Annotated in this window: 26 protein-coding genes, 1 other RNA gene and 1 pseudogene; 19 read left to right on the plus strand and 9 right to left on the minus strand. The window is 63.1% G+C overall.

Translation table 11 applies throughout. From position 1 onward, the window contains the following. Positions 1-168: 168 nt before the first annotated feature. Positions 169-480 carry a DUF2853 family protein gene (locus C7I87_RS00190; protein ID WP_149902293.1) on the minus strand — a complete coding sequence of 104 codons (312 nt, stop codon included), beginning with the start codon at positions 478-480 and terminating at the stop codon, positions 169-171. Between the two features lie 168 nt (positions 481-648). Between C7I87_RS00190 and ssrA the strand changes: the two genes are divergently transcribed. The 3 genes and pseudogenes from ssrA (at position 649) to C7I87_RS00205 (ending at position 2,181) form a co-directional block, all read left to right on the plus strand. After that, positions 649-1,009: a transfer-messenger RNA gene (gene ssrA / locus C7I87_RS00195) on the plus strand. A gap of 110 nt (positions 1,010-1,119) precedes the next feature. Further along, a pseudogene (locus C7I87_RS00200) lies at positions 1,120-1,643 on the plus strand (AAA family ATPase). Between the two features lie 100 nt (positions 1,644-1,743). Next, positions 1,744-2,181 carry a VOC family protein gene (locus C7I87_RS00205; protein ID WP_149902294.1) on the plus strand — a complete coding sequence of 146 codons (438 nt, stop codon included), beginning with the start codon at positions 1,744-1,746 and terminating at the stop codon, positions 2,179-2,181. A 146-nt stretch (positions 2,182-2,327) separates the two neighbouring features. Here the strand turns inward: C7I87_RS00205 and C7I87_RS00210 are convergent, their stop codons facing one another. Then, positions 2,328-3,533 carry a multidrug effflux MFS transporter gene (locus C7I87_RS00210; RefSeq protein WP_149902295.1) on the minus strand — a complete coding sequence of 402 codons (1,206 nt, stop codon included), beginning with the start codon at positions 3,531-3,533 and terminating at the stop codon, positions 2,328-2,330. A 181-nt stretch (positions 3,534-3,714) separates the two neighbouring features. Here C7I87_RS00210 and C7I87_RS00215 point away from each other — a divergent pair, with 181 nt between their 5' ends. The 4 genes from C7I87_RS00215 (at position 3,715) to C7I87_RS00230 (ending at position 5,517) form a co-directional block, all read left to right on the plus strand. Continuing rightward, entirely contained in the window at positions 3,715-4,404 is a 690-nt protein-coding gene (locus C7I87_RS00215) for a TetR/AcrR family transcriptional regulator (RefSeq protein ID WP_149902296.1), read from the plus strand. Between the two features lie 144 nt (positions 4,405-4,548). Continuing rightward, positions 4,549-5,085, plus strand: coding sequence for an SspB family protein (locus tag C7I87_RS00220; protein ID WP_149902297.1), 537 nt, complete (start codon positions 4,549-4,551; stop codon positions 5,083-5,085). A gap of 10 nt (positions 5,086-5,095) precedes the next feature. Next, positions 5,096-5,293 carry a DUF4169 family protein gene (locus C7I87_RS00225; RefSeq protein ID WP_149902298.1) on the plus strand — a complete coding sequence of 66 codons (198 nt, stop codon included), beginning with the start codon at positions 5,096-5,098 and terminating at the stop codon, positions 5,291-5,293. Continuing rightward, the gene (locus C7I87_RS00230) at positions 5,290-5,517 is read left to right on the plus strand and encodes a ribbon-helix-helix domain-containing protein (RefSeq protein ID WP_149902299.1); all 228 of its coding nucleotides are present in this window, start codon (positions 5,290-5,292) and stop codon (positions 5,515-5,517) included. Before C7I87_RS00225 ends, C7I87_RS00230 begins: the two co-directional genes overlap by 4 nt. On the opposite strand, the gene C7I87_RS00235 is transcribed toward C7I87_RS00230, so the two are convergent. After that, positions 5,514-7,313, minus strand: a complete 1,800-nt coding sequence (locus tag C7I87_RS00235; protein WP_149902300.1) for a chloride channel protein — start codon at positions 7,311-7,313, stop codon at positions 5,514-5,516. The two genes, C7I87_RS00230 and C7I87_RS00235, sit on opposite strands and share 4 nt — an antisense overlap. A gap of 164 nt (positions 7,314-7,477) precedes the next feature. Between C7I87_RS00235 and C7I87_RS00240 the strand changes: the two genes are divergently transcribed. The 3 genes from C7I87_RS00240 (at position 7,478) to C7I87_RS00250 (ending at position 9,233) form a co-directional block, all read left to right on the plus strand. After that, positions 7,478-7,909, plus strand: a complete 432-nt coding sequence (locus C7I87_RS00240; RefSeq protein ID WP_188393664.1) for a MarR family winged helix-turn-helix transcriptional regulator — start codon at positions 7,478-7,480, stop codon at positions 7,907-7,909. A gap of 103 nt (positions 7,910-8,012) precedes the next feature. After that, on the plus strand, positions 8,013-8,318 hold the full coding sequence (locus C7I87_RS00245) for a hypothetical protein (protein ID WP_149902301.1): 306 nt from the start codon (positions 8,013-8,015) through the stop codon (positions 8,316-8,318). Positions 8,319-8,351: 33 nt separating this feature from the next. Continuing rightward, a complete protein-coding gene (locus C7I87_RS00250) occupies positions 8,352-9,233 on the plus strand; it encodes a sigma-70 family RNA polymerase sigma factor (RefSeq protein WP_149902302.1) in 882 nt (293 codons plus the stop codon). Between the two features lie 46 nt (positions 9,234-9,279). Here the strand turns inward: C7I87_RS00250 and C7I87_RS00255 are convergent, their stop codons facing one another. After that, positions 9,280-13,272: an AsmA family protein gene (locus tag C7I87_RS00255; protein ID WP_149902303.1), complete on the minus strand. Its 3,993-nt coding sequence runs from the start codon at positions 13,270-13,272 to the stop codon at positions 9,280-9,282. 133 nt (positions 13,273-13,405) lie between these two features. Between C7I87_RS00255 and C7I87_RS00260 the strand changes: the two genes are divergently transcribed. Next, entirely contained in the window at positions 13,406-14,368 is a 963-nt protein-coding gene (locus tag C7I87_RS00260) for a Dyp-type peroxidase (protein ID WP_149902304.1), read from the plus strand. A 29-nt stretch (positions 14,369-14,397) separates the two neighbouring features. Here C7I87_RS00260 and C7I87_RS00265 read toward each other — a convergent pair whose 3' ends face one another. Continuing rightward, positions 14,398-14,916, minus strand: a complete 519-nt coding sequence (locus tag C7I87_RS00265) for a hypothetical protein (RefSeq protein ID WP_149902305.1) — start codon at positions 14,914-14,916, stop codon at positions 14,398-14,400. A gap of 154 nt (positions 14,917-15,070) precedes the next feature. Then, complete coding sequence (locus C7I87_RS00270; protein WP_149902306.1) at positions 15,071-15,979, minus strand: LysR substrate-binding domain-containing protein; 909 nt, start codon at positions 15,977-15,979, stop codon at positions 15,071-15,073. 120 nt (positions 15,980-16,099) lie between these two features. Here C7I87_RS00270 and C7I87_RS00275 point away from each other — a divergent pair, with 120 nt between their 5' ends. Continuing rightward, entirely contained in the window at positions 16,100-17,494 is a 1,395-nt protein-coding gene (locus tag C7I87_RS00275) for an FAD-binding oxidoreductase (RefSeq protein WP_246696115.1), read from the plus strand. Between the two features lie 186 nt (positions 17,495-17,680). Here C7I87_RS00275 and C7I87_RS00280 read toward each other — a convergent pair whose 3' ends face one another. Further along, a complete protein-coding gene (locus tag C7I87_RS00280; RefSeq protein ID WP_149902307.1) occupies positions 17,681-19,099 on the minus strand; it encodes an FAD-binding oxidoreductase in 1,419 nt (472 codons plus the stop codon). A 102-nt stretch (positions 19,100-19,201) separates the two neighbouring features. Between C7I87_RS00280 and C7I87_RS00285 the strand changes: the two genes are divergently transcribed. Continuing rightward, on the plus strand, positions 19,202-19,681 hold the full coding sequence (locus tag C7I87_RS00285) for a thioesterase family protein (RefSeq protein ID WP_149902308.1): 480 nt from the start codon (positions 19,202-19,204) through the stop codon (positions 19,679-19,681). A gap of 259 nt (positions 19,682-19,940) precedes the next feature. After that, positions 19,941-20,138 (plus strand): hypothetical protein, encoded by a 198-nt coding sequence (locus C7I87_RS00290; RefSeq protein ID WP_140758125.1) that lies wholly within the window; start codon positions 19,941-19,943, stop codon positions 20,136-20,138. A 76-nt stretch (positions 20,139-20,214) separates the two neighbouring features. Here C7I87_RS00290 and C7I87_RS00295 read toward each other — a convergent pair whose 3' ends face one another. Then, complete coding sequence (locus tag C7I87_RS00295; protein ID WP_149902309.1) at positions 20,215-20,694, minus strand: Lrp/AsnC family transcriptional regulator; 480 nt, start codon at positions 20,692-20,694, stop codon at positions 20,215-20,217. Positions 20,695-20,783: 89 nt separating this feature from the next. Here C7I87_RS00295 and C7I87_RS00300 point away from each other — a divergent pair, with 89 nt between their 5' ends. The 3 genes from C7I87_RS00300 (at position 20,784) to C7I87_RS00310 (ending at position 23,464) form a co-directional block, all read left to right on the plus strand. Next, the gene (locus C7I87_RS00300; protein ID WP_149902310.1) at positions 20,784-21,698 is read left to right on the plus strand and encodes an EamA family transporter; all 915 of its coding nucleotides are present in this window, start codon (positions 20,784-20,786) and stop codon (positions 21,696-21,698) included. 144 nt (positions 21,699-21,842) lie between these two features. After that, positions 21,843-22,991, plus strand: coding sequence for a histidine kinase dimerization/phosphoacceptor domain -containing protein (locus C7I87_RS36355; RefSeq protein ID WP_149902311.1), 1,149 nt, complete (start codon positions 21,843-21,845; stop codon positions 22,989-22,991). Further along, on the plus strand, positions 22,988-23,464 hold the full coding sequence (locus C7I87_RS00310) for a response regulator (RefSeq protein WP_246696116.1): 477 nt from the start codon (positions 22,988-22,990) through the stop codon (positions 23,462-23,464). The genes C7I87_RS36355 and C7I87_RS00310 overlap by 4 nt, the downstream gene beginning before the upstream one ends. Here the strand turns inward: C7I87_RS00310 and C7I87_RS00315 are convergent. Next, positions 23,445-24,338 (minus strand): dienelactone hydrolase family protein, encoded by an 894-nt coding sequence (locus tag C7I87_RS00315; protein ID WP_149902312.1) that lies wholly within the window; start codon positions 24,336-24,338, stop codon positions 23,445-23,447. The two genes, C7I87_RS00310 and C7I87_RS00315, sit on opposite strands and share 20 nt — an antisense overlap. A gap of 260 nt (positions 24,339-24,598) precedes the next feature. Here C7I87_RS00315 and C7I87_RS00320 point away from each other — a divergent pair, with 260 nt between their 5' ends. Both C7I87_RS00320 and C7I87_RS00325 read left to right on the plus strand, forming a co-directional pair. Then, a complete protein-coding gene (locus C7I87_RS00320) occupies positions 24,599-24,754 on the plus strand; it encodes a hypothetical protein (RefSeq protein ID WP_149902313.1) in 156 nt (51 codons plus the stop codon). Between the two features lie 9 nt (positions 24,755-24,763). Continuing rightward, complete coding sequence (locus C7I87_RS00325) at positions 24,764-25,198, plus strand: hypothetical protein (RefSeq protein ID WP_149902314.1); 435 nt, start codon at positions 24,764-24,766, stop codon at positions 25,196-25,198. Positions 25,199-25,211 lie beyond the last annotated feature (13 nt).

Genomic DNA, 25,211 nt, shown 5'->3' on the forward strand with positions numbered 1-25,211 from the left:
GCTCGATTCGAGACTTCACGGATCATAGCGCATGTAGGCGCCGACGCCACGCCTGTCTGAAGTCTTCCCACCCAGACAGGGAATATACCTCTGTCAGAATTCGCGCTGGCGAACCGGAAGCGCGGAAAATCGCCTGCCGGCCGCCAGAATGCAGTGAGAAAAAAGGTGTTAGAGCGAACCGAGTTTGCCCAGGTCCTTGGCCACCAGATAGTAGAAGGTCACGCGGTTCTTGGTGTTGTCGGCGTGCATCGCCTTGCAGGTTTTCTCGATCGCCGCGTCGGCCTTCGCCCCGTCGCTGACGCCGAGTTTCTTGGCCACCCAGCTCTCCTTGACCCGCGCCAATTCCTTCGGATCCGTACAGGACACCAGCGAGGAGTCGCGGTTCCTCAGTGCAATGCCCAGATGCTTGACGATCTTTTCGACCGCATCGGCGTTTGCCGCGGCGTCATATTTCTTCACATCCGCAAGATAGTCGGCCATCAGAATTCCCCTCGTCGGCGCCACGGATCCGATCGATGAGGGCTGTGGCGCGCTTCGCAACTTGTGCGCTAGGTCGGTAACTCCTCACCGCTCGCAAAGCTTCGGTTGAGACCGCGCCCAAGTCAACCCTTGGCGTCGCAATTTGACACAGGGACAAAGCACCATTGCGGCCTTTCATTTCCGCCAAACGCCCCTTATATTCGTTTTGTCGGCTTGACCGACTATGGCGATAAATGGGCGATGAAATAAGCCGTTCGGACCCGGGGGCGGTACCCGGCGCCTCCACCAAAAGCCGCTGTTGACGACAGAGCGGTTTTTGCTGGGGGCGAAATAGGATCGACGAAGGTGTAAAGATCGTACTTTTGCCCGGCATTGTACCACCGTCATCGGGCTAAACTTATAGTTGCCAACGACAACTATGCGGAAGCACGTCTCGCTGCTTAATGCAGTGCGATAGCTTCAAATCAAGCCCTAGGGGTTCGCACTTCTAGGCGGGGTTCGGAGGTACCTGGCAACAGAAACCTCCACTTCTCCTCCTCTCTTCATTTGCGTCACGCCAACGGCTCCCGCCGTCAGACTTCGCACGGCCCATAAGCCGCGAAGCCGCTACGTCGCATGCCTCTTTCCCCATGGACAAAAATGCAAAACGATTCCGATCGATTCTTCGTGCTGACGGGCGGCCCCGGCTCCGGCAAGACCACCTTGATCGAAGCCTTGCGGCAGGCCGGCTTTGCGACATCCGTCGAGGCCGGACGCAGTATCATCCGCGACCAATCCGCCATTGGCGGAACCGCCCTGCCCTGGAGCGATCGCGCATTGTTCGCCGAACTGATGCTGTCTTGGGAGATGCGCTCGTATCGCGGCCCGCGAGCTGGCCGCACCGGTCTTCTTTGATCGCGGCGTGCCGGACACGATCGGCTATCTCAGGCTCTGCGGACTGCCGGTGCCGAGTCACCTCACCAGTGCGGCCACGGCCGGAAATCTTCACCCAGGACGAAGAACGCAAGCAAACGCTCGACGAGGCCGAGCGCACTTGCCAATCGGTGGCCGGCGTCTATGCCGAACTCGGCTACGAATTGGTGACCTTGCCGCTCGCGCCAGTCGAGGAGCGCGTGCGCTTCCTCCTCGACGCTGCTGGATTGCCACTGATATCGCGGACATAAAGAGGCTGGACCTGTCCGACCTTTCATGTGCGTTTATGTGCGTTTTTGGAACCGGGCGACGCTTGTTGTAGATTGAAACGACATCTTGGAGATTGGAAACATGGCGCTCAAGCGGATGGATAATGTGGGAATCGTCGTCGAAGACCTCGGAGAGGCGATCGATTTCTTTCGCGAACTCGGTCTCGAGTTCGAAGGGCGGGCCACGATCGAGGGAGAATGGGCCGGACGTGTCACCGGGCTGGGCGATCAGCATGTCGAAATCGCCATGATGCGCACACCGGACGGCCATAGCCGGCTGGAGCTCTCCCGCTTCCTCACGCCGCCTGTCGTCGCGGATCACCGGAACGCTCCGGTCAACGCCCTGGGCTACCTCCGCGTCATGTTCACCGTGGACGACATCGACCATACGCTTGAAAGGCTCCGCACGCGCGGCGCGCACCTTGTGGGCGAAGTGGTCGAGTACAAGGACGTGTATCGGCTCTGCTATATCCGTGGGCCTGAAGGGCTTCTCATTGGACTCGCCCAGGAACTCAGCTGAGCGCCGTCAGCAGCCAGATAGGAGTCGGGACTCGGGAGCAAACGCCGGCTTTGCGCCGGGATAAACGACTGCAGCTTGCGTCCGCGATGCCTCCGGCACAAAAAGGCCGGGATCGACCCGGCCTTTCCTGGTTCATTGAAGATTTCCTATTCCGCCGGCGCTTCGGCGGCTTCCCGCGAGCGGCCAAGCGTGACCTTCGCCAGCGCGAACGAGATCACCGCGCAGAGCGTGATGCCGGCGACCATCGGCAACGGCGTGCCGTCGAAAAACACGCCGGCAACGCCCATGGCGAGTGCGCCGATGGCAAAGTGCAGCGTGCCCATCAGCGCCGACGCAGTGCCGGCGATCTCGCCATGCTCTTCCATGGCCAGCACCGACGTGGTCGGGATAACCAGGCCGAGGAAGCCGTAGCCGACGAACAGCAGTGCCGCCATCACGTCGAGCCGATCGACCCCCGTCGCCATGATGGCGAACAGCACAACCATCGTCGTGGCATAGCCGGTCACTGCCACCCACACCACGCGCTTCAGCCCGAACCGTTCGGAAAGCAGGCCGGTCAGTTGCGACATGCCGATGAAGGCCACCGCATTGATCGAGAAGAACACGCTGTAGACCGAAGGCGACAGCCCGTAGTGGTCGATCAGGATGAAGGACGAGCTCGACAGATAGACGAAGAAGCTCGCAATGCCGAAGCCGGCGATCGCCACCAGGCCAAGGAAATTACGGTCGCCCATCAGGAAGCGATAGCCGGCAAGCGCGGTGCCGAAGGAGGAACCGACACGTTCTTCCGCCGGCCGCGTCTCCTTGAGCGAAGTGGCGAGCAGAATGGTGGCGAGCACCGCCGCGCCGGTCACCGTCCAGAACACGGCACGCCAGCCGAAATTCTCGATGATCTGGCTGCCGGTCAGCGGCGCCAGGATCGGCGACACCGAAAACACCAGCATCAGCAGCGACATCAGCTTGGCCGCTTCATTGCCGGTGTGCAGATCGCGCACGATTGCGCGCGGAATGGCCATGCCGGCGCTGGCGCCAAGCCCCTGCAGGAAGCGGAAGGCGATCAACCATTCGATGGTCGGCGCCATTGCAGAACCGATGCCGCCGGCCATGAACAGCGCCAGGCCGCCATAGAGCGGCAGCTTGCGGCCGACCATGTCGGAGATCGGCCCGACGACGATCTGGCCGAAGCCCATCGACAGGAAGAAGATCAAAAGGCTCATCTGCACGGCGGCGGTGCCGGCTTGCAGATCCGCGCCGATGGACGGCAGCGCGGGCAGATACATGTCGATGGCGAACGGGCCGATGGCGGACAACAGGCCGAGCACGACCGCAATGCGGAGGAATTTGGGACTCATGATATTGGCTTCTTTCGAATCTGGTTGGCGCCGCCAGGCGACGTCTGACCCTAGGACGTTCCATCCCGCGGGGTTCCTACTCCGGGAGCGAACTTTCCCTCTGGAGTGAAATCCCCTTATATCTTGTCCACAAATTTAGACACCCTTGTCCAAATGGTCAATCGCCTCTATATAGATTTTGATGAGACCGGGCGTTTCTCCTGACACTTTCCCGCCACGCGGCCATGAGGCCAAGCGCCTGTCGATCGTCGACGCCGCTGCCGGCGTGTTCTGCCGAGAAGGTTTCGCTGGCGCCAATATCGACTTGATCGCTGCCGAGGCAGGCGTGTCTCGCCAGACCGTCTACAACCACCATCGCGACAAGGAAAAACTGTTCATCGCCGTCGTGCGCGACCTGACCGAGCGCTGCAACGCCGGCATTTTCGCCACCATTGCCACCTTCCCCGATCAACCCGGGGATCTCGAAGCAGACCTGATCGGTTTTGCCGTGCGCCTAAATCAGAACTGCATCTGCAACCGCGACGGAAAATTCCTGCGCAAGCTGATCCAGACCGAGGGCGAGCGCTATCCCGAACTCTTCGCCGAGTGGCGCGAACAGGGCCCGGGCCGAACATGGCCGGCAATCGCCGCCCGCTTCGCCCGCCTGGCCTATGGCGGCCACCTCACGATCGACGATCCCGACGTGGCGGCACGCCAGTTCCTCGGCCTCGTCAATGCCGAATTGCAGACCACCTTCATGCTTGGCGGCACGCCGTGTGAGGACGAGGTGGTGCAATCGGCGACGAACGGCGTGCGCACCTTCCTGCGCGCTTTCGGCAAGCACCCTTCCCCGGCCGGGGTGAAAAAACACACTGCGCTGGCTAACGCATAACATTTGGCGTTGCGGCGAAGCCTCCTTGCCGATCAAATCGTTGGCAATAGTCTTCGCTTCGGCGCCGCAGCGATCTATATCAGGTTTACGCCGCCCTCAAGCTTGATTACATATGCGGACGATTCAACGGAACCCGACCACCTCATGGCCGACGACCACATCCGCTACGACATTCTGGCCCAGGAGGCGTTGCGCGGCGTCATGCGCAAGGTCCTGGCCGAGGTCGCGCGCACCGGCCTCCCCGGCAACCATCATTTCTTCATCACGTTCCTGACCGGCGCGCCGGGCGTGCGCGTGTCGTCGCGCCTGCGCGAGCGCTATCCCGAGCAGATGACCATCGTCATCCAGTTCCAGTATTGGGACCTGAAGGTGACGGACACCGGCTTCGAGGTCGGCCTCTCGTTCTCCGACGTGCCGGAGAAACTCGAGATCCCGTTCTCGGCCGTGCGCGGCTTCTACGATCCCTCGGTCAATTTCGAACTCGAATTCGATGTCAAGACCGATGCGCAGCCCGACGAGGAACCGGCAGCACCGGCGCCCGAACCGCTGACCATCGTCGCCGAGAAGAAGCCGAAGGCCGAGAAGAAGGCCGCCGCCGAAGCCGAGAAGAAGCCCGCCGCCGCGGATGCCGGCGCCAAGGGCGCCGAAGTGGTCTCGCTCGACGCCTTCCGCAAGAAATAGGCTCCGGTCCGTGGCCGACATCGTCAATCTCCGCCAGGCTCGCAAGCAGAAGGCGCGGGACGACAAGGAACAAGCTGCCAGCCAGAATCGCGCCTTGCACGGTCGCACCAAGGCCGAAAAGGAACGCGACCGCCTGATCGCCGAGAAGAGCGAAAGGTTCGTTGCGGGCCATCACCGCGAAAAGCCCAGCCGACCTAACGACCAATGAGCGCCGTCGAAAAACGCTCGGTGACCATTCGCGGCCATCGCACCAGCTATTCCCTCGAAAAGCCCTTCTATGACGATCTCGTCGCGATGGCGGCGTTGAGAAAACTGACGCTCGCCGCCCTTGTCGCCGAAATCGACGAGACCCGGCCCCGCGACACCAACCTCTCCTCCGCGCTGAGGCTCTATGTCCTGGAGTGGGCAAAACGCGGCGCCGGCAACACTTAAGAAGAAACCGTGCCTTCCTCATTCTTGCGTCTGTTGCCGAAGCCGAGCAAGGTCGAGCGCTCACGCTCCTCAGCCTGCTTGCGCGAGCGCACGCGCATCAGATCCTTCCAGCCGACATAGCCGACCAGCCTTCCATCCTCGCGCGCCACGACAGGCAGATGCGATACATTGGCCATCAGGAGCTTGTCCGACAGGCCTTCCAGATATTCGTCAGGATAGGCCAGCGTCACCTTGCTTCCGGCCAGCAGCTCGCCGAGCGTCGTCGTCCGGTGCTTGCCGGCACGGCGCCAGCGCAGGATCGCCGGCGGATCAATGAGGCCGAGCACCTGCCTGTTTTCGTCGACGACGGGAAAGCTAGGATGCCGGGTTTCCGGCGCGGTCAGGAAGGCGGCCGCGCCATGCAGCGTCATCGTCGCCGGCACGCTCTCGACCTCTGACGTCATCACCTCGCGCACCCTGGTCAGGGCAAATGGGTCGACGCGATATTCGCGCACGAGGTGGTGCCCTCGCCTGGCGATCTTCTCGGTCAGGATCGAACGCTTCATCAGGAGCACGGTGACCGCATGCGCCGCCGCGCTGGCCGCGATCAGCGGCACCAGCACTTGTGTGTTGCCGGTCAGCTCGACGGCGAAGAAAGTAGCTGTCAGCGGCGCGCGCATGGTGCCGCCCATGGTGGCGGCCATGGCTAGCAGCGCCCAGAAGCCCGGGTCCGCCGCCGGCAGGATTCCGGCAAGCACCGCGCCCATTGCGCCACCCATGATCAGCAGCGGCGCCAGCACGCCGCCCGAGGTTCCCGAGCCGAGCGCCACCGACCAGATGACGGCCTTGACCACCAGCAGCAGCAGCGCCGCGGTGGCGATCGTGCGGCCGTCCAGCATGTCGGCGATGTTGTCATAGCCGACACCAAGCGCCCGTGGGTCGATCAGGCCGCCTATGCCGACCACCAGGCCACCGAGCATCGGCCACCACATCCAGTGGATCGGCAGCTTCTGGAAGCCGTCCTCGCAGGCATAGACCATCTGCGTCAGCAGTCCCGACAAAAGACCTGCGCAGATGCCGACCAGCACCCAGCCGCCAAGACCGAGGAAGGAAACCGCCATGCTGCCCTGGAACGGAAAGATCGGCCCCGGCATGTGCAGCATCGTGCGCTCCACCTCCGCCACGATGGCCGCCACCGCCACGGGAATGAAGCTGCGCGGCGTCCATTCGAACAAAAGCAGTTCCACCGCCAGCATGATGGCGGCGATCGGCGTGCCGAACACGGTGGTCATGCCGGCCGCCGCCCCCGCGACCAACAGCGTCTTGCGTTCGGTATCGCTGACCGGCAGCATCTGCGCGATCAGAGAACCGATGGCGCCGCCGGTCATGATAATTGGGCCCTCGGCACCGAACGGCCCGCCGGAGCCGATCGAGATCGCCGACGACAGCGGCTTCAGGATTGCTACCTTGGCGTCCAGTCTGGAGCGCCCGAGCAGGATCGCCTCGATCGCCTCGGGAATGCCGTGGCCGCGGATCTTCTCGCTGCCATAGCGCGCCATCAGGCCGATGATCAGCGCGCCGATGACCGGAACGATGACGGCGGCAAGCCCAAGCGGCGCATCCTGCAGCTTCAGTTCGGCAAGCGAGAACTGGCCGAAATAGGCGATGTTGGTGGCCAGCCGGATCAGCTTCAGAAGCACGATGCCGGCAAACAGCCCGGCGGTCGCCACCACCACCGCTATCGCGGCGACGAGCAACACTCTGGCATCCGTGGTGAAATCCCGGAGATGGCCGGGATTGGAGTTGTGGGTCTTCATGGTGGCTCTGCTTCCTGGCGGCGGCCGTGTCTGGTTCTGCGGCACGGTCGAAGTGGCCAGCCGATTGTCGGCTGGCTATGTATCGTAACACGATATATCTATTCAAGCCGGTTTTGCTCGAAATTTCGTTTGAGCTTTCACCGGAAAACGAAGACATCTCCGATATGACGCAGCCGCCCAAGACACCACGCCCCGCCATCAGGCGATCCGACTACCAGCGGCTGTCCGAGTTCCGCTACCTGATCCGCCGCTTCCTCGAGTTCAGCCAGGTGCAGGCCGAGGACGCCGGCCTGACCCCGCGCCAGCACCAGGCACTGCTGGCGATCAAGGGATTTCCCGGCGGCGGACCGGTGACGGTGGGCGACCTGGCAGAACGCCTGCGCATCCGCCACCACAGCGCCGTCGAATTGGTCAACCGCCTCGGCGAGGCAGGATTGGTCGTACGCGACCAGGACAAGGACGACCACCGCCGCGTGCTGCTGCGGCTGACCGAGCGCGCCGACGATTGCCTTGCCGAGTTGTCCGCCGCGCATCTCGACGAGCTCTCGCGCATAGAACCCATGCTGCGGCGCCTGCTCGATCGGGGCCAAGACTGACGCCCGGCGTCTGCGCGGGCCGATACCGAACTATTTTTCGGAACCCGAATCCTTTGGCCTGGCCGCGGCGTCTTGGAGACGCGACAGCCAAGGAGCCGATGCGATGAAACACCATTTGATACGCTACAAAACGAAGCCGGACCGCGCCGACGAGAACGAGCGCCTGGTCAAGGCTGTGTTCGAGGAACTGCGCGGCAAATCGCCGGAAGGCGTTCGCTACATGACCTGGCGCTCCGGCGACGGCACTTTCGTCCATCTCGTCGAGACCGAAACCGACGAGCATGCCGACATCATCTCCGGGCTTGCCGCTTTCGAGGCCTTCCAGAATGGCATCAGGGATCGCTGCATCGACCCTCCGCATCGTGACGCGATGACCGTGGTAGGCCATTATCGGATGCTGGACGAGTAGCCTGAAAAGAACCATGTCAAGAACGGCCGGTGCATGAACAGCCAAGGCGAAATACGCGAGCCTTTCGATCGCTTGTTCGGCGAATTGCGTCCGAAACTGCATCGCTATCGCGCCCGCATGACAGGCTCGGTCGTCGACGGCGAGGACGTCTTGCAGGAGGCCTTGGCCAAGGCATTCGAGGCCTTGCCCGGCGCCGGGCCGATCGCCAATCCCGAAGGCTGGCTGTTTCGCATCGCCCACAATGCGGCGCTCGATTTCCTGCGCCGCCGCGCCCGTGAGAAGACTTTCTCCGACGAGGAGCCGGACATGATCGCCGACCCGGCTAATTCTATCGCCGACCGGCAGGCCGCGGCGGCGGGATTGCACAGTTTCATGCGCCTTCCCGTCGCGCAACGAAGCAGCGTCATCATGATGGATGTCCTGGGCTATTCGCTGCAGGAAATCAGCACCATGCTCGACAACAGCATCCCCGCGATCAAGGCCGCGCTGCATCGTGGCCGTGGCCGGCTGCGCGAGATCGCCAATGAACAGGACGATCGTCCTGTTCCCAGGTTGAGTGCATCGGAGCGCCTGTTGCTCGACGCCTATGTCGACCGCTTCAACGCCCGCGATTTCGACGCGGTGCGGGATATGCTGGCCGATGAAGTACGGCTGGAACTGGTGGCCAGGGCAAGGCTCAGCGGTCGCAAGGAGGTGGCCACCTATTTCGGCAATTATTCCCGGGTGCAGGACTGGTATTTCCAGCCTGGTTTCGTCGAAGACCGTCCGGCAATCCTCGTGCACGATCCCAATGACCCTGCGGCAGCACCGACATACTTTATCCTGCTGGATTGGCAGGGCGGCAGGCTTGCCGCCATTCGCGACTTCCGCCACGCCAGATACGTCGCTGACGGCGCCGAAACGTCTGTTCTTTGAAACGATTGCCTGTCGGGCGAGCAGCCGGAAAACCTAACCCTACTGCCTACTGCAGCGACTTCAACAGATTGTCGACCGTGAACGGATTGGCTTTCGGCTTGGCCGGAGGCGGATTGTCGTTGGCGGGCACCCGCTCGACCTTGGGTGCCTGTTCCGCCGCCTTGCGCTCGGCTTCGAGCCTGGCTTTTTCCTGGGAGGCAATGCGCATCGCCGCCTCCGCCTTCTGGCGCTCCTGCTCGGCCTGTGCCTTGGCCGCCTCGTCCGCCGCCTGCTGTTCCGCCGCCGCCTTGGCCTCGGCATCGGCCTTGGCTTTCACGTCTGCATCCGCCTGGGCTTTCGCTGCCGCGTCGGCCTTCGCCTTCGCATCCGCTTCAGCCTGGGCCTGAGCGTCCGCCTCCGCTTTCGCCTTGGCGTCGGCTTCTGCTTTCAGGCGCGCCGCTTCCTCCTGCTGGCGCAGTTCTTCCGCGGCCTTATCGCGGGCATCCTGAAGGGCCGCGTAATAGCGCACCTCGCGCCGCAGCCGCTGTTTCTCGAGCAGTGCGGCCTGCATAGCCTCGACGCGTTGCTGTTCTTTTTCCAGCGCGCGCTGGGTCAGGAACTGCGCCAGCGGCTCGCTGTCGAACTGCCGTTTCACAGCGCCGAACGGCCCCTCGGCGGTGAAATTCACCGCCGGCTCGGAGCCGACCAGCGCTTCGTCGCCGGGCCGATAGGTGACCGCGCCCTTGGCCGAAACCGTGCTGGCGTTGAGGTCCGCCGTGATGCCGGCCGACAAGGTCGCCGCCGGATTTTCAAGACTGATCGGCGGCGCTCGCAGCGTGCCGCCGGCAATCGTGAAGGCGACCTCGGCATTCCCGGCGGCGAAGCTGCCGTCGGCGGCGATGTCAGGCGCGAAGCTGGCGGTCTTGGCGGCGTCGATATCGCGGCCGATCGCATCCGCCTTGGCGAGGAACGCGCCGAACGCGTCAGGATTGACCCCGGCGATCTGCAAGCCCTTCAGCGTCGCCGTGCCGGATCCCGACAAAGCGGCGACCATCGCATCGACCGATTTGCCGCTGGTCGACAACGTCGTCGAGAAATTGCCAATGCCGCCGATGCCCGCATTCGGCAATAGATCAGCCAGGTCGGCGCCCGCCAGTTTCATCTGTCCGGTGAGAAGCCCGGTGCCGTCATTGTTCTTCAATTCGAACAGGCCGGTCAGCGCACCGCCGAGGAACTTGGCTTTGAGATCGGCGACCCGAATGCCTTCCGGGTCGAGCTTGAGCGAGAAAGCAGCATCATAGGCGGTGGCCAACGGGCCGGCGGCCAGCGAAGCCGTGGTCAGGTCGAGATCGGCGGTGAACGGCAGGCTGGACTTCTGGCTGAACGGCGCCGACGGCCACGCACCGGTCCTGTTGGCCTTGTCACTCTTGCCGGCCTTGTCGCTCTTGTCGGCCCCGTTCTTGTCCACCAAAAAAGCGGAATCGCCGAACAGCGCCACCGCCATCGGATCGAGGTCGAGTTCGTCGAGCGCCAGCGCGCCGGCCAGATGCGGCACGCCGTCCTTGCCGTCAACCCCCTGCTTGACATCGAGATTGATGTCGCCGGACACGGCAGCCTCGTTGATGGCGCCGCTGAGCCCGGAGAGAACCAGCAGGCCGTTGCCGTAGTCGGCCTGCGCGGCCAGCGATGTCGACATGCCGGCGCCCATGCCGGGCAGGCCGATGCCCGTCGTCATCAGCCATGGCTCGATGTCGGAGGCGTCGAGGTTGACCTTGCCCTTCGCCGTCGGACCTTGCGGCGTGTCGGCGACCGTTCCCTCGAAGCCGGCCTTGAAGTCGTTGCCGGCAAGGCTGAAGCTCGTCGTCAGGCCGCCGCCGAACGTGCCCTTGGCCTGGATATCGGTGCTTGCCTCGCCCAGCATGCCGAGCGGTAGGGCCGGCAGGCCGTAGAGCGCCAGCAAGGCGGTTGCGTCTGGGTTCTTGGCATTGAAAGTCAGTATCACCGGCGCGTCGGCCAGCTTGTCCACCGCGCCCTTCCCCGACAGCGACGCCGAAAACGACGAGCCGCCGGCCTTGCCTTGCCCGCTCACCGCCAGGCCCGTGGAGCCGTCGCCATTGTCGGCGGCACTGGCCACGAGGTCGATGCGCGCATCCTGGAACAGGTCGGGATAAGCGGCGGCGCGACCGGCCAGCCCCTTCAGCACGGCATTGTCCGGATAGTGCTGCGCGGCGACGTCGATCAGTGGTTTCAGGTCGACCGCGACCACCGAGGCATCGAGCTTGCCGGTCGGGCTCGCCGGAAAATCCTTGATCCGGCCGGTGGCGCTGATCGAGGCGCCGGCCAGTCCGCCGACCGACAGCCGGTCGATTTCGAGCAGCCCATCCCGCAGCCTGAGCGCGGTGTCGACGGTATCGGCTGTCAAGCCGCCAGCGTTGACCGGGCCGGCCTTGATCTGGAAATCGAGGTCGCTGCTGGCAAAACGGTTGGCGCCCTTGTCGCTGACGAAGATCGAGGCGAAGGCCGCCAGCCCGTCGACATCGAGGTCACCGCCCTCGAGCCGCATCAGCACCGATGGCTTTGCGTCGTCAGGCTGGCTGGAATCGATGCGGCCGGAAAACTTCGCCTTGCCCAAGATCAATTCGAGATCGCTGAAGGATTGATGGTTTTCCGAGAGATCGACCTTGGCCTTGAAACCGGCGGCAGGCAGACGGCGGATCGCTTCGTCGACATCCTTCGACAGCCAGGCTGCAAAACCGGAGGGCTGCGCCACGGCGAGCAGTAAAGAGCCGGTGAAGCCGAAATGGCCCTGCACGTTGAGCATGACCTTGCCATCGGCTTCCAGCTTGGTGCGGCCTGGCAAGGTCGCGGCGAGCGATTTTACCGACCAGCCGTCATCGACCGGTTCGGCGGAAAGATGAACGTCGCGCACCGTCGTGTCGCCGGCCACCACCGCCGGCAGCTTGACCTCGACCGTGCCGGGAATGGTCGGCTTCGGCAGATCGAGCAGCGCCTGTTCCAGCCCCGCGATACGCTGGTCCAGCGTCAGGCCCGCACCGGCCTGCCCCCCCACCGCCTCGTCTAGCTGCACCTGCGCGCCATTGGCCTCGATGGCAAAGCTCGGTTTCTGGCCGAGATCGACCGAGGCCTTGCCGTCGGCGGTGTATGGATTGTCGAGCGGACCGGTCTCGAAACGGAATTCGTCAACGCCAAGCTTCTGATGGTCGAGCGAGAACTTGCCGTTCAGCCGGAATCCCGGATCGGGCTTGCCGGCGCTGACCTTCACCGTCTCGCCATCCGTGCCGCGCAGTTCGGCTGAATTCTTGTCGGCACCCGAAATCTTGAACTGGCCGGAATAGGCGGCCGCACCGTTGACGATGCCGGCATTGCCGTCGGTCTCGATGGCCAACGGATAGGCATCAGGGTCCGCCTTCACCCGAAGCCGCAACTGCCCGGAAGGTTCGGCCTTGCCGGTCGAGACCGCGACCGTGGTGCGCAACCCGTCCAGCCGCAGCGTGCCATCCATGCGCCACGGACCGGCGAGCGATTTTGCCGAAATGGTCGAGTTGATCTCGGAAAAGATGTGGCTGCGGCCGCCGGCGGCATGGCGCAGTTCGACCTGCCCTTCCGTCACCGTCAGCTTCTCGATCGAGATCTGGCCCGGATCGAAGGGCGAGGACGGACGCATCGCCCAGTCGACGGTACCATTGGCGGCGATGTCGATGGTCGCCTTCGGTCGCACCAGCCGCATGTCGAAGATCAGCACCTCGCCGCGGAGGAAGGGCGCCAGTTCGGCGTCCATCGAAAACGTCTCGACGGTCATGGCCGGCTGGCCGTTCGGGCCACCGGCAACGGCAACATTCGAGAAGGTCACGGAGGGGAACGGCAACAGCCTTGCGGTGGCGTCGCCCTGCACGGTCACCTTGCGGCCGAGGATGGCGCTTGCCTCACGCTCGAACTCGGCCCGGTAGCCGGTCCAGTCGACGAAGTACGGCACCACCAGCGCCGCAAGCAGCACCAGCACGAACAGGCCACCGAAGATCACGAACAGGCGTGCGAGCATCCGCTCCGAACAGGTTGATTGAAATTCTGTCGCACTCTACCCGCATCCGCGTGTCGATAAAGAGGCAATTCATCCGGTGTTGCGTCATGTCGGACGATCTGAAACAAATCCGTGAACAAGCGGAGATTCTTGGATGTCGGGCAAGAACTGGGATCGAGTGCCGATCGATGCGCAGAGCGTCGATGCCCCGCTATCGCAGTCGGCGATTTTCCTTGTCGTCACAGTCGCCGGCGAACAGCCGGCCCTGGCCAGGGTTTGTTCCGTGCTCGGCGAACTCGACGATCTGGTCAAGACTGTCGGATTCCGCGACCTTGGCGGGCGCCTGTCCTGCATCGCCGGCATCGGCCGCGATCTCTGGGACCGGCTCAGCCCCGGCCGGCGGCCGCTGGAGTTGAAGCCGTTCGCGCCGATTAAGGGCGCGGTCCATTCGGCGCCAACGACACCGGGCGACCTGCTGTTCCACATCCGCGCCGAGCGGCCCGACATGTGCTTCGAATTCGAACGTATCCTGCTCGACAGGCTTGGTCCCGGCGTGACCGTCGTCGACGAAGTGACGGGCTTTCGCTATTTCGATGCCCGCGACCTGCTCGGCTTCGTCGACGGCACCGCCAACCCGGCCGGCCTTGACTTGCCCGCCTCGGCGCTGGTCGGTGACGAGGATCCCGACTTTGCCGGCGGCAGCTATGTCGTGGTCCAGAAATATTTGCACGACATGCAGGCCTGGGCGCGCATTCCGACGCCCGAGCAGGAGGCGATCATCGGCCGCACCAAGATCGACAATATCGAAATCGACGACGACGACGCGCCGCGCAAATCGCACAAGTCGCTGGCCACCATCGAGGATGCCGACGGCAACGAATACGACATATTGCGCGACAACATGCCGTTCGGCAGGCCCGGGCAGAACGAGTTCGGCACCTACTTCATCGGCTACAGCAGATATCTCTGGGTCACCGAAAAGATGCTACAGCGCATGTATGTCGGCGATCCGCCGGGTGCCTACGACCGGCTGCTCGACGTCTCGACGCCGCAGACCGGCACGACCTTCTTCGCCCCGACCCGCCCCATGCTGCAGACGCTTGTGCAGGCGAAGTGAGAGAAGCCTTCCACTGCACGGCCGAACCCTCAACGTGCGTCGCGCTTTGCCTGCGCCACCTTGGCCGCCTTGCGCTGCCGGCCGAGTTCAGCCGGTCGAACAAGACTTGCAACCTTCTGGTTGGCCACGGCCCGCATCCCCTTGTGCGCCGTGCGCGAATTGTGCGTGGGACCGTCAGGGGCTTTCTGCTTCAAGGCCAGAGCCTTGCGCGCATTGTCGACCAGCGAAATACGGGCCGCCAGTTGGCGGCGCCGTTCGGCCTCGCCGTTCAGCCGCCGCATCGCCATGGCCAGCACCGCGAGCTTCAGCTGCGAACCGCCGTCGGCCTTTGACGGCGTAGCGCCCTTCGCCGCTCCCTTGCCGCGTATCTCGCGCCGCCTGCGATGCGCTTCGGCCTGTGCCTTGTCGCGCCGTTCCCGCAACAGCTTGACCAGGCCGGAAAGGTCGGAGTCGGAAAGCTCCTGCACCGCCGGGTGGTGCGATTTCTCCACCAATTCCTTTTCATCGACGCTCAGCGCGCGCGCTTCTTCCTTACGTGAAATGGCCATAAAAATCCTCCTCAACCGGCACGCCTGTCCAAGCTTGCCACTGCAGGAGCCTCGACCCGAATGGCCGCGCGGTCAAGACGCGCTATTTTCCGTTGCTGCCTCAGTCGGACAACTGGCGGACCAATCACTCACATGGCATGATTGATTGCAAACGTTACACTATCGACCTCATCCAGGCGGCGAAGGCCTCGACATGCGCCCGCAAAGGGTGATCAGGCACATACGCTAGATAAAAGCCGTAGCCCGGAAGAGAGAGGCCATGTGCCTTGACCAGCGCCCCGCTTTTGAGCTCGCGGCTGACGACGACGTCGCTGCAGATTGCGATACCCTGGCCCGCCACGACCGCATCGACCGCATGCAGTTCTTCGCGAAAGCTTAGATCCCACGCCCTGTTGATATCAGGAATGCCGGGATCGACAGAGCGTGCCATCGCCAGCCATCGCGACCAGGTCGGCGCCTCGCGATCACGGGTCATCCAATCAAAATGGATGAGCGGATAGTGCAGCAAATCGGCGGCCCGCTCGATCGGTCGGACGTCTTTCGCCAGCAACTGCGGACTGCATACCGGAAAGAACGTGTCTCGAAAGAGTTCCTGGGCGGCAAGGTCCGGAGGCATCCTGCGGGCGTAGCGGATCGCTAGGTCCGCAGTACCACAGCGCAGATCGAGCACTGAGTCCGTTCCGACTATCTCCAGTGGAATTTCCGGATGCTGCGCTCGCCAATGTGGCAGATGCGGCACCAGCCACCGGCTGGCAAATGCGTTTGGGGTCGTCACCCGCAACGGACGTGGGCTAGCGCGTGCCGATGCCGATGCAATTGCGGTGGCGAAGGTGTCAAAGCCGTTACGAACTCCCGGGAACAGCCGTTCGCCCGCACTGGTAAGCACGAGCGGCCGGGGGCGCCGCCGAAACAACGGTTGCCCACAAATGACCTCGAGCATTCGAATCTGGTGGCTGATGGCTGTGGGTGTCACGCCCAATTCGGCCGCAGCCTCCCTGAAACTCATCCGCCTGGCAGCAGCCTCGAACGCGCGAAGGGATCCAAGCGGCGGAAGCTCTCTCATTCATGCAGTCTAGATGAATCCAGCTCATCTGGCGACTGAGATATTCGATTTTGCGGCAAACGAGGGTTCATGAGATCATCACATCCAGCCTGTAGACCAGATCACGAAGGAGGATCTTTGATGAGCACGCTCATGCTGGCGGACGATCCGAGGGTGGGGCGAGTCCTGCAGGCGTCGGAAATCGCGCGGCTGAGACAGGCAATTCGCGGAGATCTGATCCTTCCCGGCGATGCCGGCTATGACCGGGCACGCCGGGTCTGGAATGGAATGGTCGACAAGCGACCAGCCGCGGTCATCTACTGCGCCCAAGCCGGCGACGTCGTCGCGGCGGTCGGCTTTGCCCGATCGCAAAACCTTCTGGTCGCCGTTCGCGGCGGTGGCCACAACGTCGCGGGAAGTTCGGTGTGCGACGGCGGTCTGGTGATCGATGTGTCGCGCATGAAGAGGATCGAAGTCGACCCGGTGCGCCGGATTGCGCGCGCGGAGGCCGGCATGAACCTGGGAGAATTCGACGCTGCCACACAAGCCCATGGCCTCGCAACGACCATGGGCGTGAATGGCGACACCGGCATTTCAGGACTGACACTCGGCGGCGGGTTCGGCAAGCTTGGCCGAAAATATGGGCTGAGCTGCGACAATCTCGTAGCCGTCGAAATCGTGACGGCGGATGGCAGGTTGCTCAGAGCAGACGCAGCCGAAAACGCGGATTTGTTCTGGGGCATCCGGGGCGGCGGGGGCAATTTCGGAATCGTTACAACTTTCGAATACAAGCTTCATCCCGTCGGCCCCCTGCTTGTGGCAGGGTCCGTGCTGCACCGCTACGATGATGCGCGTGAAGCCATGCGCTTCTATCGAGCGTTTTCAAGCGAAGCTCCCGATGAGCTGAGCCTCGACGCAGCGCTTGTGACGGCGCCCACGGGCGAACGCTTCTTCAGCATCTCGGCGTGTTACATTGGTCCGCTCGCCGAGGGCGAGCAAATAGTCCAACCGTTGAGAGACTACGGCAGGCCGGTAGAAGACCGGATTGCTCCCGTCTCGTATCTTGAAATCCAATCGGCCGGGGACAGCATCTTTCCGCGCGGGCGGCGCTATTACTGGAAGGCGCAGTTCATGCGCGAAATCACGGACCAGGCGATCGATACGCTGCTCGCGGCTTTCGCGATCGCACCCAGCGAGTCGCTCCTTGTCTTTCAACAGGTTGGCGGCGCCATCTCGCGTGTACCAAGAACCGAAACCCCCTACGCAAACAGGGATGCGCTTTACGATTGCTTCCCGATCTCGATCTGGGACGATCCGGCCGATGACGAGACGCACATCCGTTGGGCGCGGGACCTATGGGATGCGATGAGACCGTTCTCGACCGGGGGAGTTTATGCCAACAACCTCGGCGAGGAAGGAGTGGACCGGGTTCTCGCGGCCTACGGTGAGAACTATCCCAGGTTGGCCGCTTTGAAAAACAAATATGATCCTACCAATTTCTTCCGACAGAACCAGAACGTCAGGCCGGCGCCATAGTAGTCAGCATGGCGACAGCCTGGCTGCCTGTTATCAGTGAAACCGAGCCCGGATCGTGCCGTCGAATAATGAATCCGGAGCGCTGACGATAGGCAATGAGCAGCCTCGTCCGCAAAGACCTGAGGGAGCGGCGCCAGCAGACGACGGTGGCATGTCGATCGGCAGCAATGTCTCGGCGGTCGGCATTTAATGGCCGGCGCCCGGCAGTATCTTGCCGGGGTTCATGATATCGAGCGGATCGAGCGCCTGTTTGATGGTGCGCATGATGTCGACGCCATGGCCGAGTTCATGGCGCAGGAAGCCGATCTTGCCCTGGCCGATGCCGTGCTCACCGGTGCAGGTGCCGTCCATGGCGATCGCCCGCATGTTGAGCCGCGCGACGAACTTCTCAGACAGCGCGATCTCCTTGGGGTCGTTCACGTCCATCAGCACCAGCACATGGAAATTGCCATCGCCCGCATGGCCGACGATCGGCGCGATCAAGCCCATCTCGGCAATGTCGGCCTCGGTTTCGGTGACGCATTCGGCAAAGCGCGAGATCGGCACGCAGACGTCGGTCGACAGGCCCTTGGCGCCCGGCCGCAACGTCAGCGACGCCCAGTAGGCGTCGTGCCTGGCCTTCCACAGTTTGGTCCGCTCCTCGGCGACACTGGTCCACAGGAACGGCCCGCCGCCATTTTCTTCCGCGATCATGCCGAAGGTCTCGGCCTGCTCGGCAACACCGGCGTCGCTGCCGTGGAACTCGACGAACAGACACGGGCTCTCGGGATAGTCGAGCTTGGAATAAGTCTTCATCGCCCGCATCTGCAGTGCGTTGACCAGTTCGATGCGCGCCACCGGAATGCCCATCTGGATCGTCGCGATGACGGCGTTGCAGGCCGCCTCGACGCTCGGGAATGGGCAGACGCCGCCCGAGATCGCCTGCGGAATGCCTTGCAGCTTCAAAGTCAGCGCCGTGATGATGCCGAGTGTGCCCTCGGAGCCCACGAGCAGCCGTGTCAGGTCGTAGCCAGCGGAACTCTTCTTCGCCCGCTTGCCGGTCGTAACCGTTTCGCCGTCGGCCATCACCGCGGTCAGCGACAGCACGTTCTCGCGCATCGTCCCGTAGCGCACCGCATTGGTGCCGGAGGCCCGCGTCGCCGCCATGCCGCCGAGCGAGGCATTGGCGCCGGGATCGATCGGGAAGAACAGGCCGGTGTCGCGCAGATGCCGGTTCAGATCCTCGCGCGTCACGCCGGGTTCGACGGTGCAGTCGAGATCCTGCGGATTGACCGAAAGAATGCGGTTCATCCGCGACGTATCGACCGAAATGCCGCCGCCGGGCGCATTGGTGTGGCCTTCCAGCGAGGAGCCGACGCCAAACGCGATCACCGGCACGCGGTGCGCGGCGCAGGCCCGCACGATTTCCTGCACCTCGGCCGTCGTCTCCGGGAAAGCCACGCCGTCGGGCGCCTGCGTCGGGATATAGGTGGTGGTATGCGCGTGCTGCGAGCGGATGGCCTGACCGGTCTGGAAGCGCTCCCCCAGCCGCTGCTTGAGGATGCCGAGCACCGCCGCGATACCTTCCTCGTTGCGTTCGATCGGATTGAGGTCGCTCAGGGCCATGATTTCCTCCGCGAATGGACCAGCGCCCACGCTTGTTATGCGATTATGGATGCGTAGTCTCCGCAGCCACGCTCTGTCCAGCACCAGAACAAGGAAGTTTCGATGTCCATCTCCGCCCCCTTCGTCTCCAGGCCCATGGACATCGAGAAGGACTGGATCGACTATAACGGCCATCTCAACATGGCCTATTACAACGTGCTGTTCGACCGCTGCTCGGACGAGGCCTTCGAGGCCATGGGCATGGGACTGGACTATGTGAAAGAGCGGCGGCTCACCATCTACACCGCCGAAGTCCATGTCTGCTACGTGCAGGAGCTGCATCTGGACCACAAGGTCACGGTGTCCTTCCAGCTCATCGACCATGACGAGAAGCGGCTGCGGGCCTACCAGGAAATCCGCCATGTCGACGGCTGGCTCGCCGCCACCTCCGAGACCCTGTCGCTGCATGTCGACATGTCCGGGCCGAAGGTGGCGCCCTTCCCGACCGATGTGCTGGCCAGGATCGAGGCGATGCGCGCCGCCCATTCGGTGCTGCCGATGCCCGAACGCGCCGGCCGCTCGATCGCAATCAAGCGCAAATAGGGCGAAGCCGGCATCCATCTCGTCCCATCAGCGCGGAGACCGGGCTGGCTTCAAAGCCACACCCGAAAGTCAAAATCGCAGAACCTCGGATATCCGCCGACACCCGCGCTTGAAGCGGGTTCACACCGGCGTTAACCTTACCGAGGTTTTAACGGGAACAAGCCATTTGAGCCGTTGAACGACTCAGCGGAGCGGTTGAAAACGTCCGCACAAGGGTTGTTTTACGGGCGGTGAGGCGAAGCCGGTTCGAGGAACGTGCATGAAAACCGACATCAAGATCGAGGTGGACAGGCTGGCCGCCGATCCGCGCATATCAGACTACGATTTCTGGCGTTCGCTCAAGAATGTCGACAACGAGATCTTTCACATCGCCAACAACAACGAACCGATTCCGTTCGACATGATTCGCTGGCGCAGCATCTTGAAGCGTGCCCGGCTGAAGCGCGGTCATGCGTAAGGCGGGCGATTTCGATCGCCGTCTGGCGCCGACATTTTTCTCGTAGGTGCCGACGTTTCAAGCAACATCTCACGGATCAAACTTGCCGCCTGATCGCCGCCAACGGCGAGCGCGCGATCACCGGCGATGATTGGATGATCGCCGTGTTGGTCATCGCATAAGGGATGATGCGGTCGATCACCCGTTCGAGTTCGGCCACCGAGCCGACATGCGCCAGCGCGATGAAACAGTCCTCGCCGGTCACCCGGTCGCACTGCGCGATCTCGGGCAGGTCGCGGATGATCTCGGCCACGACAGCCAACTGTCCTGGCACAGGCCGGATCCGTAGCCATGCCGACAGTTTGAGGCCAAGCGCCGCGGGATTGATCTTGACGCAATAGGCTTCGATAACGCCGTTTTCCTGCAGCCGCTTGATGCGCTCGGCCACGCTCGGTGCCGACAGGCCGACCGAGCGTGCCAACTCCGCCGTGCTAATGCGCGCGTCTTCTTCCAGCAGGCGCAGGATCTTCATGTCGGCCACGTCGAGGTCGATGTTTTCAGTTCGAAGGCGCTTCACGGAAATCTCCTTGCTTCCGGAGCAGAAATGGCTGGAGATATCACTCATCATCCATATAAACCGGAAAGATCGGCTGCGATACTGATCCGATGGATGACCAGACGCAAGTCCCGACTGCCGGCCCCGACGCCAGGTCTGCTCCTGCCGGCCCCGACAGCCTGGCGACAAGACTGCCGCCGCATCTCTGGTTCGCGGTCAGCGCGGTCTTCCACTATCTCGGGCCGGCCTTCGCCGTCCTGCTTTTCCCGCATGTCGGCGTGCTCGGCATGGCGTGGCTCCGCATCGCCACCGCGGCGCTGATCTTCGCGCCGGTGACCCGCCCTTGGCGAACCTTCGCCCGCGCCGACTCCCGGACGCGGCTTCTGCTCCTTGCGTTCGGCGCTTGCCTGGCGGTGATGAACTGCTCGTTCTACCTGGCGCTTGACCGCTTGCCGATCTCGCTGGTGGCGGCGATCGAATTCGTCGGCACCATCGCCATTGCGCTGGTCGGCCTCAGGAGCGCCCGCAATCTGGCCGCTCTTGCCATCGCCGTCACCGGCACCTTGCTGTTGATTGACGTCAAATGGTCAAGCGACCCAGTCGGGCTGTTCTGGGCTTTCCTCAACGGCGCGCTCTTTGTCGGTTACATCGTGCTTGGCCACCGCGTTGCGCGGGCGGGCGCCGGCGACGGCATCGCCGGCCTGGGTGCTGCCATGGCGGTCGCCTTCGTTGTCGTGCTTCCGATCGGTTTTGCCGACGCGCTGCCCGCCTTTTTCTCGCCGCCACTGCTCATCGCCGCCATCGGCGTCGGCATCTGTTCTTCGGTTGTACCGTATGTCTGCGATCAGCTCGCCATGGCGCGGCTACCGCGCTCGAGTTTCGCACTGATGCTATCCCTGCTGCCGGTCACGGCAACGCTGATCGGAGTCGTCGTGCTGCACCAGATTCCAAGCCTCGGAGATTGTCTCGGCGTCGTGCTGGTCGTCGCCGGTGTCGCCTTCCACAAACCGGCCTCGGCCGGCTAGTCGAGAAATCCCTTTGCTCCCAGCCAGTTGCGAAAATTCGCCGTTGGTTCCCGCGCTGCGACGAACTGCGGCGAGGCGCTCAAGATTGAACCAAATCCGCGTTTGAGCCGTTGTCTCCCACGAAAAATGGCTTGGAGTGACGCGATGGACTGGAAACGGACCAGGGAACCGGCCGACGCATGGCATATGACCGATGACCTTCATGTCGAGCAAGGCAAGGGCGATCCCTTCGCAGCGGCCATCCGTGCCACGCGCATGTCGATGATCATCACCGATCCGCGCCGGCAAGACAATCCGATCGTCTTTGCAAACGACGCCTTCTTGCGCTTGACGGGATACGAGCGCCACGAGGTAATCGGCAAGAACTGCCGCTTCCTGCAGGGACCCAAGAGCGACAAGGAAGCGATCGCACAGATACGCGCTGCGATCAGGGACGAAGCCGACATCAGCGTCGATATCCTGAACTATCGCAAGGACGGGTCCACCTTCTGGAACGCGCTCTACATCAGCCCGGTTTCCAACGACAAAGGCGAGTTGCAGTTCTTCTTTGCCTCCCAGCTTGATGTTTCGGACCGCAAGCGCTCGGAACACCGCATCACAGCGGACAAGGATCGTTTCGAGAAGGCTGTGAAGGAGCGCACCGCGGAGCTTGAGGCGGCCCTCGAGGCGCAGACCACGCTTCTGCACGAGGTCGACCATCGCGTGAAGAATAATCTGCAGATGATCTCTTCGCTTATCCTCATGCAAAGCCGCACCGTCAGTGACGAGAACCTCAAACGCTCGCTTGGCACGATGCTGGAGCGTATCGAGGCGCTCAGCACAGTGCACCGCCGGCTCTATCAGTCCAAGGATGTCAGCAAGTTCGATGTCTCGGACTTTGCCAGGGATCTCATCTCCGATTTGCTGACAGCTTCGGGACGTTCGGAAATCAACCCGACGCTCGATCTCGAGCCCATCGTCGTCCCAGCCGAAAAGGCGACGCCGGTGGCGTTGATGGTCAACGAGCTCGTCACCAACGCGCTCAAGCATGCCTTCAAGGAAAAGCCTGACGGCACGAGATCGGGCAGCATCGGCATCAAGATGAGCCAGCCCGACGGCCACTTGAACATCGAAGTCTCGGATGACGGCGTCGGCATGGCCGGTGCCAATGGCGACGCCTCCTTCGGCATGCGGCTGATCAAGTCGCTTGCGCGCCAACTGCGTGCCGAAATCGAATGGCGCGATGCCGGTCCCGGCACTCGCGTTGTCATCTCGATGCCGAACGGCCCTCAGCCCAAAAGGAACTTGTCATGACCGAACCACTCAGGATCCTGATCGTCGAGGACGAGGCGCTGCTGGCCATGGAGTTGGAGACCCTGGTCGAGGATGCCGGGCACAGCGTCGTGGGCTGGGCAACGTCACTGGGCGAAGCAAAGGACATGGTTGACACCACGCAGGCGGACATCGCCTTTGTCGACATTCATCTCACCGATGGCCCGACAGGCATCGACGTCGCCGAATATATCGGCGACAGGAAGAACTCGATGGTCGTTTTCATGACCGCCAACCCGAAGCGCATTCCCGACCATTTTGCCGGTGCGATCGGGGTTATCGCCAAGCCCTATACGATGAACGGGCTGACCTCCGCCCTGCGCTATCTGCAGGAAGGCGTGCGGCGCCCGCCGCCGAAAATCGGAGCGCCCGGCGGGCTTCACCCTGTCGCCGGCCTTCGAGATGGTCTGGGCGCCGGCCGCGTGAGGGCGGTGGTTATGCCAGCTTCTGCTTGAGGAAAGCGATCGTCCTGCCCCAGGCGAGATCGGCCGCCTTCTTGTCGTAGCGCGCCGCCGAGGTGTCGTTGTTGAAGGCATGGTTGGCGCCTTCATAGACATAGACCGTGTATTCGACATGCGCGGCGTCGAGTTCCTTCTTGAAGGCATCGATGCCGGCATTGGTGCGATCGTCGAGTCCCGCATAATGCAGCAGCAGCGCTGCCTTGATCCTCGAGACGTCGGCGGCCTTGGGCTGCATGCCGTAATAGGCGACGCTGGCGGCGAGGTCGGGCGCGTTGACGGCCAGCATGTTGGCAATGCCGCCGCCCCAGCAGAAGCCGATGGCGCCGACCTTGCCATTGCCGTCCTTGTCGGCCTTGAGAAAGGCGACCGTCGCCAGGCCGTTGGCCACGGTCTGCGCCGGGTCGAGGTTCGTGAACATGTCGCGCGCCTTGTCCTCATCGGTGGGCGTGCCGCCGAGCGGCGACAGGAAATCGGGCGCGAGCGCCACGAACCCCTCCAGCGCCACGCGCCGGGCGACGTCGCGGATATGCGGATTGAGTCCCCTGTTTTCATGGATGACGATGACGGTACCGAGCTTGCCGGTCTGGTTTGCCGGCTTGACCAGATAGCCTTTCATCTCGCCGCCGCTGCCGGGATAGGTGATGTCCTCGCCCTTCACGCGGGCATCGTTTTCGGCCACGATCGCCGCCTGGGCGGAATTCGCAGCCAGCATCGGCGCGATCGCGGCGGCCGCCGCACCCGATCCGGCAAGCCTCGTCAACTGCTCCATAAAGCGGCGGCGATCGAGTGTCAGATGCGTGTATTCGTCATAAGCATCGATCATCGCCTGGGTAATGACGGGTTTGTCCGCGGTGGCTGATTTCGTCATGGGCGCACTCCTCGATCTCGCTTCTCAACTGCGGTGTCCCTGCCGTCAGCAACATAGGGGCGAGCCTCGCATCGTCCAGTCACGGCTCGGTGACGCTCCCGTTCCTTGACGAGCGGCGGCAATCATCATCACATTTTAGTCATCGGCGATAAATCCTGATGGCGCTGCCACGATACTGAGGGAAACTGCCGGAGATCGATGGCGCGGTACCCGTGCCTTCACGTCCCGGTCACATGTCCCGGTCACAAGGAGCGATGCCGATGACCATGCCCTCCCCGATCCTCGCCGGTGCATTCGTCCTTGCCGCCGCGGCTGCCCTGGCGCTACGCTCGATGGTCGTGCAGGCAGGCAGGCGCTCGATGGTCAGGGTCCGCAGCGACCGCAACCGCCACACGAACCAGAAAATCCAAGGCTGAGGTGAGACCATGAACGTCCAGGATATCGTCAATACCGTCTCGCAGAAGGCGGGCCTCGACCAGGCAACGACGGAGAAAGTCGTCGGCACCATCTTCTCGGTGCTGGAGCATGAAGCCGACGGCACCAGCGCGTCTTCGTTCTTCGCCAAGATACCCGGCGCCGACGACCTTGCGCACCAGTACGACGTCATGGCCGCCCCGGCCGGTGGCGGTGGCGGGTTCCTGTCCTCGCTGCAGGGCGCGCTTGGCGGCGTTCTCGGCGAAAAGGCGGGCGCGCTGGTCAACGGCCTCGCCGCGCTCAAGGCATCCGGCCTCGACATGGCGCAGATCCAGAAGGCCGGCGAGACTTTGGTCCAGCAGGCCGAGGCCGCCGCCGGCCCCGATTTGACCAACCAGGTGCTCGGCTCGGTGCCAAGTCTGAAGAGCCATCTGGGGCTCGGCTGATCGTCGGTTTGCC

This window comes from Mesorhizobium sp. SARCC-RB16n (genome assembly GCF_008520305.1).
GTDB lineage: Bacteria > Pseudomonadota > Alphaproteobacteria > Rhizobiales > Rhizobiaceae > Mesorhizobium.

Bases quoted from the DNA above. Each gene is read 5' to 3' on its own strand.
- C7I87_RS00285 (WP_149902308.1), top strand. From the start codon at position 19,202: ATGTCCATCTCCGCCCCCTTCGTCTCCAGGCCCATGGACATCGAGAAG.
- C7I87_RS00325 (WP_149902314.1), top strand. From the start codon at position 24,764: ATGAACGTCCAGGATATCGTCAATACCGTCTCGCAGAAGGCGGGCCTC.
- C7I87_RS00315 (WP_149902312.1), bottom strand. From the start codon at position 24,338: ATGACGAAATCAGCCACCGCGGACAAACCCGTCATTACCCAGGCGATG.
- C7I87_RS00245 (WP_149902301.1), top strand. From the start codon at position 8,013: ATGAAACACCATTTGATACGCTACAAAACGAAGCCGGACCGCGCCGAC.
- C7I87_RS00310 (WP_246696116.1), top strand. From the start codon at position 22,988: ATGACCGAACCACTCAGGATCCTGATCGTCGAGGACGAGGCGCTGCTG.
- C7I87_RS00270 (WP_149902306.1), bottom strand. From the start codon at position 15,979: ATGAGAGAGCTTCCGCCGCTTGGATCCCTTCGCGCGTTCGAGGCTGCT.
- C7I87_RS00210 (WP_149902295.1), bottom strand. From the start codon at position 3,533: ATGAGTCCCAAATTCCTCCGCATTGCGGTCGTGCTCGGCCTGTTGTCC.
- C7I87_RS00230 (WP_149902299.1), top strand. From the start codon at position 5,290: ATGAGCGCCGTCGAAAAACGCTCGGTGACCATTCGCGGCCATCGCACC.
- C7I87_RS00250 (WP_149902302.1), top strand. From the start codon at position 8,352: ATGAACAGCCAAGGCGAAATACGCGAGCCTTTCGATCGCTTGTTCGGC.
- C7I87_RS00255 (WP_149902303.1), bottom strand. From the start codon at position 13,272: ATGCTCGCACGCCTGTTCGTGATCTTCGGTGGCCTGTTCGTGCTGGTG.
- C7I87_RS00290 (WP_140758125.1), top strand. From the start codon at position 19,941: ATGAAAACCGACATCAAGATCGAGGTGGACAGGCTGGCCGCCGATCCG.
- C7I87_RS00320 (WP_149902313.1), top strand. From the start codon at position 24,599: ATGACCATGCCCTCCCCGATCCTCGCCGGTGCATTCGTCCTTGCCGCC.
- C7I87_RS00275 (WP_246696115.1), top strand. From the start codon at position 16,100: ATGAGCACGCTCATGCTGGCGGACGATCCGAGGGTGGGGCGAGTCCTG.
- C7I87_RS00280 (WP_149902307.1), bottom strand. From the start codon at position 19,099: ATGGCCCTGAGCGACCTCAATCCGATCGAACGCAACGAGGAAGGTATC.
- C7I87_RS00240 (WP_188393664.1), top strand. From the start codon at position 7,478: ATGACGCAGCCGCCCAAGACACCACGCCCCGCCATCAGGCGATCCGAC.
- C7I87_RS00215 (WP_149902296.1), top strand. From the start codon at position 3,715: ATGAGACCGGGCGTTTCTCCTGACACTTTCCCGCCACGCGGCCATGAG.
- C7I87_RS00265 (WP_149902305.1), bottom strand. From the start codon at position 14,916: ATGGCCATTTCACGTAAGGAAGAAGCGCGCGCGCTGAGCGTCGATGAA.
- C7I87_RS00190 (WP_149902293.1), bottom strand. From the start codon at position 480: ATGGCCGACTATCTTGCGGATGTGAAGAAATATGACGCCGCGGCAAAC.
- C7I87_RS00300 (WP_149902310.1), top strand. From the start codon at position 20,784: ATGGATGACCAGACGCAAGTCCCGACTGCCGGCCCCGACGCCAGGTCT.
- C7I87_RS00235 (WP_149902300.1), bottom strand. From the start codon at position 7,313: ATGAAGACCCACAACTCCAATCCCGGCCATCTCCGGGATTTCACCACG.
- C7I87_RS00260 (WP_149902304.1), top strand. From the start codon at position 13,406: ATGTCGGGCAAGAACTGGGATCGAGTGCCGATCGATGCGCAGAGCGTC.
- C7I87_RS36355 (WP_149902311.1), top strand. From the start codon at position 21,843: ATGGACTGGAAACGGACCAGGGAACCGGCCGACGCATGGCATATGACC.
- C7I87_RS00220 (WP_149902297.1), top strand. From the start codon at position 4,549: ATGGCCGACGACCACATCCGCTACGACATTCTGGCCCAGGAGGCGTTG.
- C7I87_RS00205 (WP_149902294.1), top strand. From the start codon at position 1,744: ATGGCGCTCAAGCGGATGGATAATGTGGGAATCGTCGTCGAAGACCTC.